The sequence below is a fragment of the Kitasatospora sp. NPDC085895 genome (assembly GCF_040702125.1).
GTDB lineage: Bacteria > Actinomycetota > Actinomycetes > Streptomycetales > Streptomycetaceae > Kitasatospora > Kitasatospora arboriphila.
The window spans coordinates 15,332-29,988 of record NZ_JBFBJY010000003.1; the positions used below are offsets into that span (position 1 = coordinate 15,332).

Here is a 14,657-nt window from a genome sequence, read left to right on the forward strand (position 1 = left end):
CGCCCGCGAGCTCAGGCGGAGGTGAACGGCGGCTGCGCCGGAGCGGGGCCGAGGGTGGTCGTGCCGGGCGCCGCGGCGTGCCCGAGGCCCGTCCGGTAGGTGTCCAGCGCGGCCTCGGTGCGGCCCAGCCGGCGCTGCAGGTCGCCGAGCAGACGGCACAGGTCGGCCAGGTCGCCGGCCGCGCCGGTGGGCTCCAGCAGCGCGAGGGCCCGGCCGTAGTGCTCCTCGGCCGCCGCGCTGTCGTCCCCGTCCTCCGCGAGCAGGCCCAGCAGTCGGTGGGCGGCGGCGCGGTGCACCGGCCCGCGGTCGGGCTGCAGCCGGTCGAGGAGCCGCACGAGCAGCTGCCCCGCCTCCTCGCGGCGGCCCAGTCGGCGCAGCACGTCGGCGAGCTCCACCTCCACCTGGGCGGTGTACAGCTCCGCCCGTCCGGCCGCCAGCATGTCGCGGGCGGTGGTGAGTTCGCGGGCGGCCGCGTCGAGGGCGCCGTCCTGGGCGTGCACGTAGCCGCGCATCCAGTGGCAGTGCGCCAGCTCGGTGCGGATCTGCAGCTGTTCGTACAGTGCCGCGGCCCTGGCCAGTGAGGCGTCGGCCTCCGCGGTGCGGCCCTCGGCGAGCAGGGTGCGGGCGACGGTGCGGTGCATGCCCGCGACCAGCGCCGGGTCGGTCACCTGCGGGGCCAGGCCGAGCGCGATCTCGGCGGCCTGCGCGGCCCGGGCGTGCGCGCCCATGTCCAGGTAGGGCGCGATCGCGGCGGTGTACAGCAGGACGAGGGCGTCCGGGTCCTGCAGCCCGGCGGCGTTCAGCCCGTCGATCGCGCTCTCCAGCAGGTAGCAGGAGTAGCGCAGTTCACCCGCGAGCAGGTGGGCGACGGCACGGCCGCGGACGGCCCGGGCGCGCTGCACCGGCGGCGCCCCGGCGAGCAGCGGCTCCGCGGCCTCGAAGTGCCCGCGGGCGGCGGCCAGGTCGCCGGCGAACAGCGCGCACTGGCCGAGGCCGAGCAGCGCCGCGGCCCGTTCGTCCTCCAGGCCGTGCCGCTCCGCCTCGGCGAGCAGCCGCCGGTACGCGGCGGCCGCCGGCTCGCCCTCGCCGAGGGCCAGCAGCCGCTGGGCGTCGACGAGTTCGGCCCGCAGGCCGGTCGCGATGTGCGGCGGCCGCCCGGTGGCGAGCTCCTCGTACGTCACGCCGAGCCGTTCGGCGAGGTGCCGCAGGGCGGCCTCCGAGGGCCGCACCCGGTCCGACTCCAGTATCGAGATGTAGGCGGCCGTGTAGGCGGGCTCGGCGAGTTGGCGCTGGGTGAGGCCGCGCTCGACCCGCAGCCGGTGCACCCGCCGGCCGACGGTGCCGGAGGCGTCCGGCTCCGCCGGGGTCGTCGTGTCCGTCACTGCTGTCCCACCTGTCCGCTCGGGCCCCGACGTGCGAGGGCCACCCTATGCGCTGCCCGGCCCGCGCGGCGCGGATGCCGCCCCGGCTCCGGCGGCCCGGGCGCGGGCCGCCGCGTCCGGGCGGCCGACGGGCCGTCGGACAACGGAGCGAAATGCCGCCGCCCGCACGGGAATCGGTGCGCCGCCCCTTGCAGGGCCGCGCCGGCGGGCCTATGTTCAGCGGCGAGTTAAACACACTTAACTCGCCTCTTAACAAGCCCTCAACCGAGAGGAGGGCATGTGCGCACCCGCATGCCCCGCTACGCCGCGCTCGCCGCCGGCCTCACCCTCGCCGCCGCGCTGACCGCCCCCGCCGCGGCCGCCCCCACCCCGCCCGCGGGCCCGGCCGCCGCAACTGCCGCACCGGACGGGCGGACGGTCACGGCCGAGGCCTTCACCGGCCCGGACGCGGAGGGCCGCAGAGTGCGCGTCCCGGTCGCGGCGCCGGGACACCGCAAGGGCGTATCCGGGCGCACCGCACCCGGCGACGTCACCGGGGACGGCGCCGTCGGCCGGCTCGCGGTCACCGGCCCCACCGCCGACCGCCTCGACGTGGTGATCGTCGGCGACGGCTACACCGCCGACCAGCAGGACGCCTTCCACACGGCCGCCGCCGCCAAGTGGGCCGCCATCAGCGCGATCGAGCCGTACCGCAGCTACCGCGGACTGTTCAACGTCTGGACGGTCGACGCCGTCTCGCACGACTCCGGCATCAGCGGCGACCCCGACACCGGCACCGTGCGGGACACCGCCCTCGGCAGCTACTTCTGGTGCGCCGACACCGAACGACTGGTCTGCACCGACCTCGACAAGGTCGCCGCCTACGCCGCCAAGGCACCCGCCGCCGACCTGGTCGTGGTCGTCGCCAACTCGGCCAAGTACGGCGGCGCCGGCTACTACGGGCTGGAGGCCGAGGGCTACCCCTTCGACGGCGTGTCCACCCTCTCCTCCGACAACGCCGCCTCCAGCCTGATCGCCGCCCACGAGATAGGCCACTCCGTCGGGCAGCTCCACGACGAGTACGCCTACGACTCCTACGGCACCTGGACGGGCGGCGAGACGGACGGCCCCAACTCCACCGTGCGCACCGCCGACCAACTGCTCGCCGACCGCGCCAAGTGGTACCGCTGGCTCGGCGCGGACGACCCCGCCGGCGGCACCGTCGGCACCTACGAGGGCAGCGACTACTACCCGCACGGCCTCTACCGGCCGACCGCCACCTCGATCATGCGCACGCTCTCCAGCACCGAGTTCAACCTGCCCGGCCGCGAGGCGATGATCGCCGGCTTCTACCGCAAGGCCAACGGGCTGAGCAGCGACCTGCCCACCGGCAGCACCGTCCGCCGGAGCACCCGGATCACCGTCGCCCCGGCCGCGCTCTCCGGCCTTGCCGCGCCCGAGCTGCGCTGGTACCTCGACGGCGGTGAAGTCCGCTCCGTCCGCGGCCGCACCTCGGTCGTGCCGGCTGCGCTCGGCGTCCGCCCGGACGGCAGGACGCACCGGCTCACCGCGGTCTCGGTGGACCGCACCGCCGCCGTCCGCGACCCGCAGATCCGGGACCTCGCCACCGACACCCTCACCTGGCGGGTCACCGGCACCCCCTGACCCGGAGGCCGGATCCCGCGGGCCCCGGGCGGCGGGATCCGGCCGACCTCGGCCGACCTCGGCCGACATGCGTGGCGGATCCACCCGGGGGCGCCCGGCGGCCGTACACTCCCCGCGACGACGCCCCGCGCCGCCGCCCCGCCCAGTGCCGTACCGCACCGCCGAACTGCCGTGCCGCAGCACCGCCGTACCCGCAGCACAGCAGCACCGCCGAACTGCAAGACGCCGCCAACGACCGCCGCCGAGGGAGCCGCGATGCGTGTCGCACTGTTCGCCACCTGCGTCAACGACGCCGTGCGCCCGCGCACCGCCCGGGCCGTGGTGGAGCTGCTGGAGCGGCTCGGGGTGACGGTCGACTTCCCGGCCGCGCAGACCTGTTGCGGGCAGCCGCAGTACAACACCGGCTACCGGCGCGAGGCCGAGCCGCTGGTGCGCCGCACCGCCGCCGCCTTCGCCGGCTACGACCACGTGGTCACCCCGTCCGGGTCGTGCGCGGCGATGGTCCGGGAGGCCTACCCGCGGATCGGCGCCCGGGCCCAGGCCGAGGGCCGCGGCACCGAACTCGCCGACGCCGCCGCCTCGCTGGCCCCCCGGATGCTGGAACTCACCGAGTTCCTGGTGGACGTGCTCGGCGTGGTGGACGTGGGCGCGTACTTCCCGCACACCGTCACCTACCACCCGTCCTGCCACGGGCTGCGGATGCTCGGCCTCGGCGACCGCCCGCGCCGGCTGCTGGCCGCGGTGAAGGGGCTGGACCTGGTCGAACTGCCCGGCGCGGAGGAGTGCTGCGGCTTCGGCGGCACCTTCGCGGTGAAGAACCCGGACGTGTCCGCCGCGATGGGCGCCGACAAGGTCCGCAACGCCCTCGGCACCGGCGCCGAGGTGCTGTGCGGCGCCGACAACTCCTGCCTGCTGCACCTCGACGGCACCCTCCGTCGCCGAGGCGCCCCGATGCAGGCCGTGCACCTCGCCGAGATCCTCGCCGCCACCGAGGCCGCCCCGTACCGACCGCCCGCACCCCGCCGGGCCCACACCGCACCCACGGCCGTCGCCTCCGCCACTGCCGCCACCGCCGGTGCGGGAGGGCGCGCCGAATGAGCTCCGCGTACCTGGGCATGCCCGCCTTCCCCGAAGCCGCGAAGGACTCCACCAAGGACGCCACCCTGCGGGCCAACCTCGGCCACGCCACCCGCACCATCCGCGAGAAGCGCGCCCGGGCGGTCGCCGAACTCGACGACTGGGCCGAACTGCGGGCCGCCGGCAAGGAGATCAAGGAGCGCACGCTGCGCCGGCTCGACCACTACCTGCTGCAGGCCGAGGCGGCCGTGACCGCCGCCGGGGGAGTGGTGCACTGGGCCGCGGACGCCGCCGAGGCGAACCGGATCGTCGCCGACCTGGTCAGGGCCACCGGCGAGAGCGAGGTGGTCAAGGTCAAGTCGATGGCGACGCAGGAGATCGGGCTGAACGAGGCGCTGGCCGCCGAGGGCATCACCGCCTACGAGACCGACCTCGCCGAGCTCATCGTGCAGCTCGGCGACGACCTGCCCTCGCACATCCTCGTCCCCGCGATCCACCGCAACCGCGGCGAGATCCGCGACATCTTCGCCGAGGCGATGGGCCGTTGGGGCCGCCCCGCGCCCGAGGGCCTCACCGACGCGCCGGGCGAACTCGCCGAGGCGGCACGGCTGCACCTGCGGGAGAAGTTCCTGCGGGCCGAGGTGGCCGTCTCCGGCGCCAACTTCCTGGTCGCCGAGACCGGCACCCTGGTCGTCGTCGAGTCCGAGGGCAACGGCCGGATGTGCCTCACCCTGCCGGAGACGCTGATCTCCGTCGTCGGCATCGAGAAGGTCATCCCCAGCTGGCAGGACCTGGAGGTCTTCCTCCAACTGCTGCCCCGCTCCTCCACCGCCGAGCGGATGAACCCCTACACCTCCACCTGGACCGGTACCACGGACGGCGACGGCCCCAAGGCCTTCCACCTCGTCCTGCTCGACAACGGCCGCACCGCCACCCTCGCCGACCGGGTCGGCCGCCAGGCGCTGCGCTGCATCCGCTGCTCCGCGTGCCTCAACGTCTGTCCGGTGTACGAGCGGGCCGGCGGCCACGCCTACGGCTCCCCGTACCCCGGCCCGATCGGTGCCATCCTCACCCCGCAGCTGCGCGGGCTCGGCACCGAACTCGACGCCTCGCTGCCGTTCGCCTCCACGCTGTGCGGGGCCTGCTACGAGGTCTGCCCGGTCGCCATCGACATCCCCGAGGTCCTCGTCCACCTGCGCGAACAGGCCGTCGAGCAGGGCCCCGGCCACCGCGTCGAGAAGGCCGCGATGAAGGCCGCCACCTGGCTGCTCGACCATCCGGCCGCGCTGGCCGCCGCCGAACGCGCCGCCTCCGCCACCCGCGCCCTGCACCCCCGCAAGCTCCCGCTGCCCGGCCCCGCCAAGGCCTGGACCGATACCCGCGACCTCCCCGACCTGCCCGCCGAATCCTTCCGCGCCTGGTGGGCCGAGCACCGCGACCGCAAGGACGGCCCTGCATGAGCACCTCCCGCGACACCGTCCTCGCCCGCATCCGAAGCGCCCTCACCGACGTCCCCGCCGGTGAGGAGGCCACCCGCCCGCCCGTCCACCGCGACTACCGCTTCGCGCACGTCCTCGACGACCCCGAGGCCGTCCTCGACCTGCTCGCCGAGAACCTGGCCGACTACCGCGCCCGGGTGCACCGCTGCACCGAGGAGACGCTGCCCGGCCTGCTCGCCCGGCTGCTCGCCGACCACGGATCCCGGTCCGTCGCCGTCCCCCCGGGCCTGCCCGCCGCCTGGCTCGCCGCGGCGGAGGCCGAACGGCGCCCCGACGACGGCACCCTGACGGCCCACCGGCTCGACACCACCGACAGCGTCGTCACGGGCTGCGCCCTCGCCGTCGCCGAGACGGGCACGATCATCCTCGACGGCGGCCCCGGCCAGGGCCGCCGGGTGCTCACCCTCGTCCCCGACCACCACGTCTGCGTGGTCCGCGCCGACCAGGTGGTCGCCTCCGTCCCGCAGGCCCTGCCCCGCCTGGACCCGGCCCGCCCGCACACCTGGATCTCCGGCCCGTCCGCCACCAGCGACATCGAACTGACCCGGGTCGAGGGCGTGCACGGCCCCCGCACCCTGGACGTCGTCCTGGTCGAGGACCACGACCCCCGGAACTGACCCACGGCCCTGCCCGGCAGGGACGGCCCCTGCCGGGCTTGACCCCGCCGACCCCGTCCCCGCCGACCCCGCCCCCACCGGGCCCGACCCCGCCGGTGCCGGGATGTCCGGTGCTCAGCCGCGGGCCCGCAGGTACGCCTCCAGCGCGGCCGCACCGGCCAGCATCGCCCGTCCGCGGGCGGCCAGCCGGGCGTGCCAGTCCTGCAGCGTCGCCTCCAGCGGCTCCAGCCCGCCGGCCGCCCGCACCTGGGCGATCAGCGGGGCGATCCGCTCCAGCAGGTGGCCGCCGCGCCGGAGCTGGTGGACGAGGCGGACGTCCCGCACGTCCGCCTCGTCGTACACCCGGTACCCGGTCAGCGGGTCGCGGCGCGGACGCACCAGCCCGGCCCGCTCCCAGGCGCGCAGCGTCGCGGGCCGGAGGCCGAGCTCCTCCGCGAGCGGCCCGATGAACCTGCCGCGCGCGCGGGCATCCCCGCCCGGTCCGTCCGACGGCCCGGCACGCCCCTCCGCGGCCGCCGGAGCCAGGCCGCGGAGCGCGTCCTCCACCGCGCGGAGGGTCTGCCGGTCGCCGAGGAGCTGGGCGTGGCTCTCGTCGATCAGCCGGAAGGCCTCCTCGTCCGCGCCCGCGTTCACGGCCTGCATGACCGCCGTCGCCGTCCGGTGGCCGTGCCCGGGCAGCAGGGCGAGGAAGGCGCGCAGCGCCGCCGCGTGCAGCGGGGTGTAGCTGCGGTAGCCGTGCTCGCTGCGCTCGGCGGCCGGCAGGATCCCGGCCTCCTCGTAGTTCCGGACCGCCTGCGTGGACAGCCCGTGCCCGCGCGCCAGGTCGACCGGTCGGAGCCGCTCACCGCTTTGAAGGTTTCGTGCCATGACCCTGGTGGTGTCGGGGAAAAGTTTCAACCGAAGCTTCAACGATACCGTTGAATGCATGGCGACTGACATCAAGGAATCCGTCCGCCCGGTCGACGCTGCCGCGCTGCTGGCGCTGCTGCCGTCCCGGCCGCGGATGCTCGCCCTGGGCGAGCCGACGCACGGCGAGGACGACCTGCTCGACCTGCGCAACCGGCTCTTCCGGCAGCTCGTGGAACAGGAGGGCTACCGGACGATCGCGATCGAGAGCGACTGCCTCGCCGGCCTGCGCGTCGACGCGTACGTCACCACCGGCGCCGGCACCCTCGACGAGGCCGTGGCGCACGGCTTCAGCCACGGGTTCGGGGCCTCCGCGGCCAACCGAGAGCTCGTCCGCTGGATGCGCGCCCACAACGAGGGCCGGCCCGCCGCCGAGCAGGTGCGCTTCGCCGGCTTCGACGGCCCGCTGGAGATCACCGGCGCCGAGAGCCCCCGCGCGGCCCTCACCGCGCTCCACCGCCACCTCGCGGACCACGCGGACCCGGACCTGCTCCCGTGCACCGCGGCGACGCTCGACCGGCTGCTCGGCGCCGACGACCGGTGGACGGAGCCCGCCGCGATGACGGACCCGACCCGCTCGGCGGGTCAGTCCGCCGAGGCGGCGCAGCTACGGCTGATCGCCGACGACCTGGTGGCACTGCTCGACACCCTCACCCCGCAGCTGACCGCCGCCGACCCGAGCGCGCAGCCGGACCCGGGCGACGAGCGGGACCCGAGCGAGGAGTGGGACCGCGCCCGCCTGTACGCGCGCACCGCCGTCGGCCTGCTGCGCTACCACCACTGGACGGCCGACACCTCGCCCGGCCGGATGGCCCGCCTGATCGGCCTGCGCGGCGCGATGATGGCCGACAACCTGCTCGCCCTCGCCGAACGCGGCCCGGTGCTGGTCTTCGCCCACAACAGCCATCTGCAGCGGGAGAGGAGCAGCATGCGGATGGGCGGCGTACGGCTGGAGTGGTGGAGCGCCGGAGCGCTGGTCGCCGCCCGCCCCGGCGCCGACTACGCCTTCGTCCACACCGCCCTCGGCACGATCCGGCACCGCGGCGTGGACACCCCACCGCCGGACACCGTCGAAGGACTCCTGCACGCACTCCCGGACGACCACGTCCTCGTCGATGCCCGCAGGCTGGCCGCCGCCCTCACCGGGACGCCGCCCGCACCCCGGGAATCCCCCTGGTTCGGCTACGCCCCGCTCGACCCGGCCCACCTGGCCGCCGTGGACGGGCTGCTGTACGTCAGGGACGTCGGCCCGCAGGGCTGAGACCGCCGGAGCGGACGGCGGCGGGCCGGACGTCGGCGGACCGCGTGGCGGCGGGCCGGGCGGCGGCTGACCGGGCCCGTGGCGGACCGGACGGTGCCGCGGCGGGCCCGGTGCCAGACTGGGGAGGCGGGGGGCTGCCCGAGACGGGAGTGGCCATGGACACGGTGACCGGCACAGGCACGACCGACCGCGCGGCGCCGCGACCCGACCCGGAGACCGACGGCCTCGCCGCCGCCCTCCGCGGCGACCTGGTGACGCCGGCGGACCCCGGCTACGACCTGGCCCGGCAGATCTGGAACGGCTCCGTCGACCGCAGACCCGCGGCGATCGCCTACTGCGCCGGGGTCGCCGACGTCATCGCCGCCGTCCGCCACGCCGCCGCCACCGGGGTGCCGTTCGCCGTCCGCAGCGGCGGCCACAGCTTCCCCGGCCAGTCGCTCTGCGACGGCGGGCTGGTCGCCGACCTGTCCCGGCTCAAGGGCATCCGGATCGACCCGCAGGCCCGCACCGCCCGCGTCCAGGCCGGCGTGCTGCTCGGCGAACTCGACCACGAGACCCAGCAGTTCGGCCAGGCCGTGCCCGCCGGGATCGTCACCCACACCGGGCTCGCCGGCCTCACCCTCGGCGGCGGCATCGGTTGGCTGATGCGCCGCCACGGCCTGACGATCGACCAACTGCTCTCGGTCGACCTGGTCACCGCCGAAGGCGGCTACGTCCGGGCGAGCGAGAACGAGAACCCCGACCTGTTCTGGGGGGTCCGCGGCGGCGGCGGGAACTTCGGCATCGTCACCTTGTTCGAGTTCCGGCTCAACCCGGTCGGCCCGGCCGTCCTCGCCGGCCCGATCATCTGGGACGCCGCGGACTCCGCCCGGCTGCTGCGTTTCTACCGCGAGTGGATCGCCGACGTGCCCGACGGGCTCACCACCGCGGTCGTGCACCGCAAGGCCCTGCCGCTGCCCGAGATCCCCTCCGAGTGGCACGGCCGGCCGATCGCCGTCGTCATCTGCTGCTGGACGGGCGACCTCGACGAGGGTGAGCGGGTGCTGCGCCCGCTGCGCCGCTTCGGCCCGCCGGTCGCCGACCTGTGCCGGGCGAAGCCCTTCACCGAGCACCAGGCGATGCTCGACCCGTCCTACCCGCGGCGCCGCTGGTACTACTTCAAGTCCTTCGACACCGCCGAACTCACCGACGAGATCATCGAGATCACCGCCGACCGGGTCCGCGGGATCCGCTCGCCGCTGACCAGCTTCCCGATCTTCCACCTCGGCGGTGCGATCTCCCGCACCGGCGAGGACGACACCGCCTTCAGCGGCCGTTCGGCCGGGCACACCTTCAACATCAACGGCAGCTGCGCGGGCCCCGAGGGCTTCGAGGAGGAACAGGAGTGGGTCCGCGGCTTCTGGTCGGCGCTGACCCGGCACCACACCGGTGTGTACGTCAACTTCCTGATGGACGAAGGTGATTCGCGGATCGAGCAGGCGTACGGCGCCGCCAAGTACCGACGGTTGCGCGCACTGAAGCGGCGATGGGACCCGGGCAACCTGTTCCGCCTCAACCAGAACATCCCGCCCGCGGAGGACTGAGGCCCGTACGCGGGCGAGCGGCCCGCCGTGCCGCGGCCGTGGAAGGCGGCGGCACGGCGGGCGGCGGGCTCAGCGCAGCGCGGGTGCGTGCACCGGGTCGACCCCGAACTCGTTGTGCCGGCCCGCCCAGTCCTGCAGCGCCGTGCGGCAGGCGTGGTCGAGGTGGCGCAGCGCGCTCAGGTCGAGTTCGATCGCGCGGTCGCGGGGCAGCGCCTCCAGGGTGTCCAGGATGCGCGGCAGCCGCAGGAAGGTGGCGTTGCCGAGGATCGCGACCCGGATCGGGCCGTCGGCGGTGTCCGTGACCTCCAGGTGCACCGAGGAGGTCTCCCACGCCGTCTTCAGCACCGCGAGGACGAGGCCGAGCAGCACGCCCTCGAACATGTTGGTGGCGACGATCGCGACGGCCGTGGCCACCAGCACCACGGCCTCGCCGCGGTGCGAGCGCCACAGCGGCCGGATCGCGGAGACGGGCAGCAGCTTGCACCCTGCGTGCACCAGGACGCCGGCCAGTGCGGAGAGCGGGATCACCCCGAGTGCGGTGGGCAGCAGTGCGGCGAACAGCAGCAGCCAGGCGCCGTGCATGACGCGGGAGGCCTTCGTCCGGGCGCCGGCCTGGACGTTGGCGGCGCTGCGGACGATGACGGCGGTCATCGGCAGGGCGCCGAGCAGACCGCACAGGGTGTTGCCGGCGCCCTGGGCGATCAGCTCCTTGTCGTAGTCGGTGCGCGGGCCGTCGTGCAGCCGGTCCACCGCGGCGGCGCTGAACAGGCTCTCCGCCGAGGCGATCAGGGTGAACGCCAGGACGGTGGCGATCGCCCCGGCGTCGGCGAGCACCGCGAGGCCGGAGGCGGACGGCGGCTCGATCACCCCGAGCAGGCCCTTCACCTCCACCTTGGCCACCGGCAGGCCGAGCACCGCGACGACCGCGGTGGCCAGGCCGACCGCGGCGAGCTGCGCCGGCAGCGCCCGGGCCTTGGCGGGCAGCTTCTTCCACAGCACCAGCACCGCCACGGTGCCGGCGCCGACGGCGAGCGAGGCGAGGCCGGTGGAGGAGCGGGCGGTGTCGGCGACCAGGCCCGGCAGTCCGGCGATGTTCGCCGGACCGCTGCCCCGGGCCTTGGCGCCGGCCAGTGCGTAGAGCTGTCCGGCGATCAGCACCAGGCCGATGCCGGCCAGCATGCCGTGCACCACGGACACCGAGATGGCGCGGAACAGGCGGCCCAGTCTCAGCACGCCCATCAGCAGCTGCAGCAGGCCGGCGGCCAGCACGATGACGCCGAGCGCGGCCACGCCGAACTCGGCGACCGCCTCGTACACGAGCACGGTCAGGCCGGCGGCCGGCCCGGACACCTGGAGGCTGCTGCCCGGCAGCAGACCGGTCAGCAGGCCGCCGACGATGCCGGTGACCAGGCCGAGTTCGGCGGGCACGCCGGAGGCGACGGCGACGCCGACGCAGAGCGGCAGGGCCACCAGGAAGACGACGAGGGAGGCGGCGAAGTCCGCCCGGAGGGCGGGCGGGTCGAATGCGGTTGTACGCAACATGAGGTCCTCTGTGGGTCGGTCGTGGAACGGCCGGCTCAAGGGCCGCTCAGAGTGGGAGGAAGGCGTCGGCGTCCGGCCGGTGGGCCAGGACGAGGCCGGTGTGCACCTCGTAGAACCAGGCGTGCAGCCGCAGTTCGCGGGCGGCCGTGCGCCGGGCGACGCCCGGGTAGGCGTGCAGCCGGTCGAGCTGCGCGAGGACGTGCCGCTGCACCGGTCCGGCCACCGTGGGGTCGAAGACCTCGGTGGGCCCGGCGAGTGCGGTGCGGTCGGTGGTCGCCAGCCAGCCGCGGACGGCCGGCACGGCACTGAGGTCCTCGCCGCGGACGACCGCGCCGACCGCGCCGCAGTGCGAGTGGCCGCAGACGACGATGTCGCGGACGGCGAGCACCTCCACGGCGTACTCGACGGTCGCGGCCTCCCCGGAGGGGCGGTCGGTGCGGTACGGCGGGACGATGTTGCCCGCGGTGCGCAGCTCGAACAGGTCGCCGGGGTCGGCGCCGGTGATCAGCGACGGGACGACCCGTGAGTCGGAGCAGGTGATGAACAGGGCCTGCGGGGACTGCCCGGCCGCCAGGCCGAGGAACTGCCGGCCGTCCTGGGCGGCACGGTCGCGGAACGAACGGGCACGGTCGATCAAGGGGTCCATCGGGGCATACCTCCATGGCCCCGGCGCGCCTCGGCGCGGGGGCGTGGTGTCGACGAGGTCTTCACACCGCAACGGCGACGGTCGCCGTGGGCGTGCGGCGGCGCGGCCGGGCGCGGATCGGCGAGGATCAGCGCGGTACGGCAGCGGGCCGGGCGGCGGGGCCCGGAGGACGGGCCGCGGGCCCGCTCAGCAGCGGAAGACCTGGTACACGGAGGCGGTGGACCCACCGGTGGGTCTGGACGGGTAGGGGAGGGGAACCCCCGGCGCCCTCGGACGGGCGTCGTGGCCGGACGCCGCAGTGGACGCCACGGGCTGGCCGACCGGCCGCAGGGCGGCGCCGCCGCCCGGTGCGGGCCGGCCGACGGCGTGCGGGCCGTGCCGCAACGGCACGCCCGCGGGCAGCTCCTTCTCCGTCTCCTTGTGCTCGGCGACGGTGGCGGAGGCCGCGACCGGGACGGACTGGCGGGGCTTCAGCGTCCCCGCGGCACCCCCGCCCAGCAGCAGGGCGAGACCGAGCAGGGCCGCCAACAGGCCCGTGACCGAGCTGCGCGTACGCATCGGTGCTCCCCCTTCCGTCGCCGTTCAGCTGGGCATGTTCACGGTGATAAACGCATCTGATGACAGATCAGTTTCCTCGAGATGTGGAGATCGTGACAGGAAGGCGGCCGGTATCGGTACGTGTCCGAGCGATCCGCCCGGGAGCCACGGTGACGGAGAGTGAGGGGGAGCAGGAAGGGCGCACGGGGGTGACGTCACTCGTGCGTGTGATCGTCCGGGGATTACCCGTCCGCCGGAGCAGAGCCGTCCCACCCCCCCGGCCACCCCCTCCGCAAGCCCTAGTGCCGCGTCAGGCAACCTTCGCCCCGTCGCGACGCCCGGCACGCACTCTCGCCGCACCGGACGGAAGTCCGAGTACGTTCAGTACGAGGACTTCCGGCCGGCACGCCGACAGCACGCACCGGACGCCGCTCCTTGAGGGGCGAAGGTTGCCTGACGCGGCACTAGTTGTCCGCCCGGGTCCAGAACCGGCGGGGCGCGAATCCCTCGCGCCGGAGCCGGTGTTCGGTGGAGACGATCCGGTCGGCCTCGATCACCACGATCGGCCCGGTCGGTGGCTCGTCGAGGGAGCGGGAGCGCTCGACGTGGTCGGACTGCCGGCGGAAGGCCGGCCAGTAGCGGTCGAAGCCGGGATCGCCCTCGGACAGCACCCGGCCCGGCCGAAGAGCCGTGCGCCCCGGCTCCCCGTCCTGCCGGGCCCGAGCGGCGGCGGCCACCGGAAGCGTCCTCAGGACGGCTGCCGCGCAGGCCCGGTGCTCAGCTCCAGGGCGGTCGGCCGGTGCCCTCGGCCCACAGGGCGAGTGCGCGGCGGTCGACCATGCGGATGCCGACCTGGGCGCAGAACGCCGCCGCGGGCTTGGTGAAGGTGCTGGTCGTCACCACGGCGGCCACGTCGCAGCGGTGGACGTCGCGGTAGGTGCCGTTGACCTTCTGCACGTCCTGGGAGCCCACGAACGTCCGGGGCCCGTACCGCTTGGCCTGGATCAGGATCCGCTGGCCGCCCGGTGTGGTCGCCAGGACGTCCGCGGCCAGGTCGCCGGTCCCGCCGACCACCGTCACCCCGGTGCAGCCGTCCCGCCGGCACAGGTCCGCGAGCGCCTGCTCGAACCCCTTCGGGCTCATCCCGAGGAACGCGCCGATGTGCCGCAGCTGCGCCGCGCGGGCCTCGAACGCGCGGCGGTCGGCGGCGGCCCGGCGGCGCAGGACGACCACGGCCGTGACCAGGCCGACGGCCAGCAGGCCGAGCACCAGGAACAGGTGGTGGGCCAGCCAGGTCACGAAGGCCGCCACCAGTGCGAGTGCGGCCAGCGCGCTGCCGAAGAGCACCACGGCGTTGTCGCGGGCCTGCCGGGCCCGGCGCGCGGCGCTCCGGCGTCGTCGTACCGGTCTGCGGGCCACGGCGTCCTCCCCCCTCGGACAATCTCGGACCACCTCGGGCAACGGCGTGCCCGTGATCGTAGGAGCGGCCGCCGACCGTTCGCCGGGGAACGGGCGAACCCCTGCTCCGTGCGGCGCGAGTTGACCGGATCGCGTTGGTCGGTGGCCGAACCACCTGCCCCGACCGGCCCGGTTTCCGGGTCTCCGCCCCCGCCGGCACGGGCTCCGGCATGCTCACCCGGAGTTGTCGGTGCACGACCAGGGGTGGGGCATGCAGTACAGCGTCAGCGCGAGCGTCTTCCTCGCGATCGTCATCCTCGTCCGGCTCCGCCGGCAGACGCAGGCCCGCTCGCGCGTCGACGAGACGGTCACCGTGCTCAGCGCGGCCACCCTGGGCATCCTGATCGCCGCCACCCCGCTCGGCCAGGCCGTCCTCCACCTCGTCGGCGAGGCCACCGCCGCCGCCCGATGACGCCCTCCGCGCACCGCCGGGCGGCGCGACGCGTCCGACCGGGTCGGTTGTCGAATGCGGGCCGGTGGCCGGGGTAGGTCTGAAGGCGTACGC

Annotated in this window: 13 protein-coding genes and 1 pseudogene; 7 read left to right on the forward strand and 7 right to left on the reverse strand. The window is 75.3% G+C overall.

From position 1 onward, the window contains the following. Positions 1-11 precede the first annotated feature (11 nt). Positions 12-1,382, reverse strand: a complete 1,371-nt coding sequence (locus AB0442_RS02660) for a transcriptional regulator (protein ID WP_366160139.1) — start codon at positions 1,380-1,382, stop codon at positions 12-14. A 279-nt stretch (positions 1,383-1,661) separates the two neighbouring features. On the opposite strand from AB0442_RS02660, the gene AB0442_RS02665 reads away from it, so the two are divergent. The 4 genes from AB0442_RS02665 (at position 1,662) to AB0442_RS02680 (ending at position 6,219) form a co-directional block, all read left to right on the forward strand. Then, positions 1,662-3,026, forward strand: a complete 1,365-nt coding sequence (locus AB0442_RS02665; RefSeq protein WP_366160140.1) for a M64 family metallopeptidase — start codon at positions 1,662-1,664, stop codon at positions 3,024-3,026. 255 nt (positions 3,027-3,281) lie between these two features. Beyond that, entirely contained in the window at positions 3,282-4,124 is an 843-nt protein-coding gene (locus AB0442_RS02670; protein WP_366160141.1) for a (Fe-S)-binding protein, read from the forward strand. Further along, positions 4,121-5,563, forward strand: coding sequence for a lactate utilization protein B (locus AB0442_RS02675; RefSeq protein ID WP_366160143.1), 1,443 nt, complete (start codon positions 4,121-4,123; stop codon positions 5,561-5,563). The genes AB0442_RS02670 and AB0442_RS02675 overlap by 4 nt, the downstream gene beginning before the upstream one ends. Next, positions 5,560-6,219 carry a lactate utilization protein C gene (locus tag AB0442_RS02680; RefSeq protein ID WP_366160144.1) on the forward strand — a complete coding sequence of 220 codons (660 nt, stop codon included), beginning with the start codon at positions 5,560-5,562 and terminating at the stop codon, positions 6,217-6,219. The genes AB0442_RS02675 and AB0442_RS02680 overlap by 4 nt, the downstream gene beginning before the upstream one ends. 114 nt (positions 6,220-6,333) lie before the next feature. Here the strand turns inward: AB0442_RS02680 and AB0442_RS02685 are convergent, their stop codons facing one another. Next, entirely contained in the window at positions 6,334-7,086 is a 753-nt protein-coding gene (locus AB0442_RS02685) for a TioE family transcriptional regulator (protein ID WP_366160145.1), read from the reverse strand. A 58-nt stretch (positions 7,087-7,144) separates the two neighbouring features. Here AB0442_RS02685 and AB0442_RS02690 point away from each other — a divergent pair, with 58 nt between their 5' ends. Both AB0442_RS02690 and AB0442_RS02695 read left to right on the forward strand, forming a co-directional pair. Next, positions 7,145-8,386: an erythromycin esterase family protein gene (locus AB0442_RS02690; RefSeq protein WP_366160146.1), complete on the forward strand. Its 1,242-nt coding sequence runs from the start codon at positions 7,145-7,147 to the stop codon at positions 8,384-8,386. Between the two features lie 155 nt (positions 8,387-8,541). Then, complete coding sequence (locus AB0442_RS02695) at positions 8,542-9,969, forward strand: FAD-binding oxidoreductase (protein WP_366160147.1); 1,428 nt, start codon at positions 8,542-8,544, stop codon at positions 9,967-9,969. Between the two features lie 69 nt (positions 9,970-10,038). Here the strand turns inward: AB0442_RS02695 and AB0442_RS02700 are convergent, their stop codons facing one another. The 5 genes and pseudogenes from AB0442_RS02700 to AB0442_RS02720 all read right to left on the reverse strand — a co-directional run bounded on the left by AB0442_RS02700 (position 10,039) and on the right by AB0442_RS02720 (position 14,113). Beyond that, entirely contained in the window at positions 10,039-11,508 is a 1,470-nt protein-coding gene (locus tag AB0442_RS02700; protein WP_366160149.1) for a SulP family inorganic anion transporter, read from the reverse strand. 49 nt (positions 11,509-11,557) lie between these two features. Beyond that, complete coding sequence (locus AB0442_RS02705) at positions 11,558-12,157, reverse strand: carbonic anhydrase (RefSeq protein WP_366160150.1); 600 nt, start codon at positions 12,155-12,157, stop codon at positions 11,558-11,560. 186 nt (positions 12,158-12,343) lie between these two features. Continuing rightward, a complete protein-coding gene (locus AB0442_RS02710) occupies positions 12,344-12,715 on the reverse strand; it encodes a hypothetical protein (protein ID WP_366160151.1) in 372 nt (123 codons plus the stop codon). Positions 12,716-13,158: 443 nt separating this feature from the next. Further along, a pseudogene (locus tag AB0442_RS02715) lies at positions 13,159-13,421 on the reverse strand (pyridoxamine 5'-phosphate oxidase family protein); the annotation flags it as partial. A gap of 50 nt (positions 13,422-13,471) precedes the next feature. Beyond that, complete coding sequence (locus tag AB0442_RS02720; protein WP_366160153.1) at positions 13,472-14,113, reverse strand: restriction endonuclease; 642 nt, start codon at positions 14,111-14,113, stop codon at positions 13,472-13,474. Between the two features lie 250 nt (positions 14,114-14,363). Between AB0442_RS02720 and AB0442_RS02725 the strand changes: the two genes are divergently transcribed. Continuing rightward, entirely contained in the window at positions 14,364-14,564 is a 201-nt protein-coding gene (locus tag AB0442_RS02725; protein WP_366160154.1) for a hypothetical protein, read from the forward strand. The last annotated feature ends 93 nt before the right edge of the window (positions 14,565-14,657 follow it).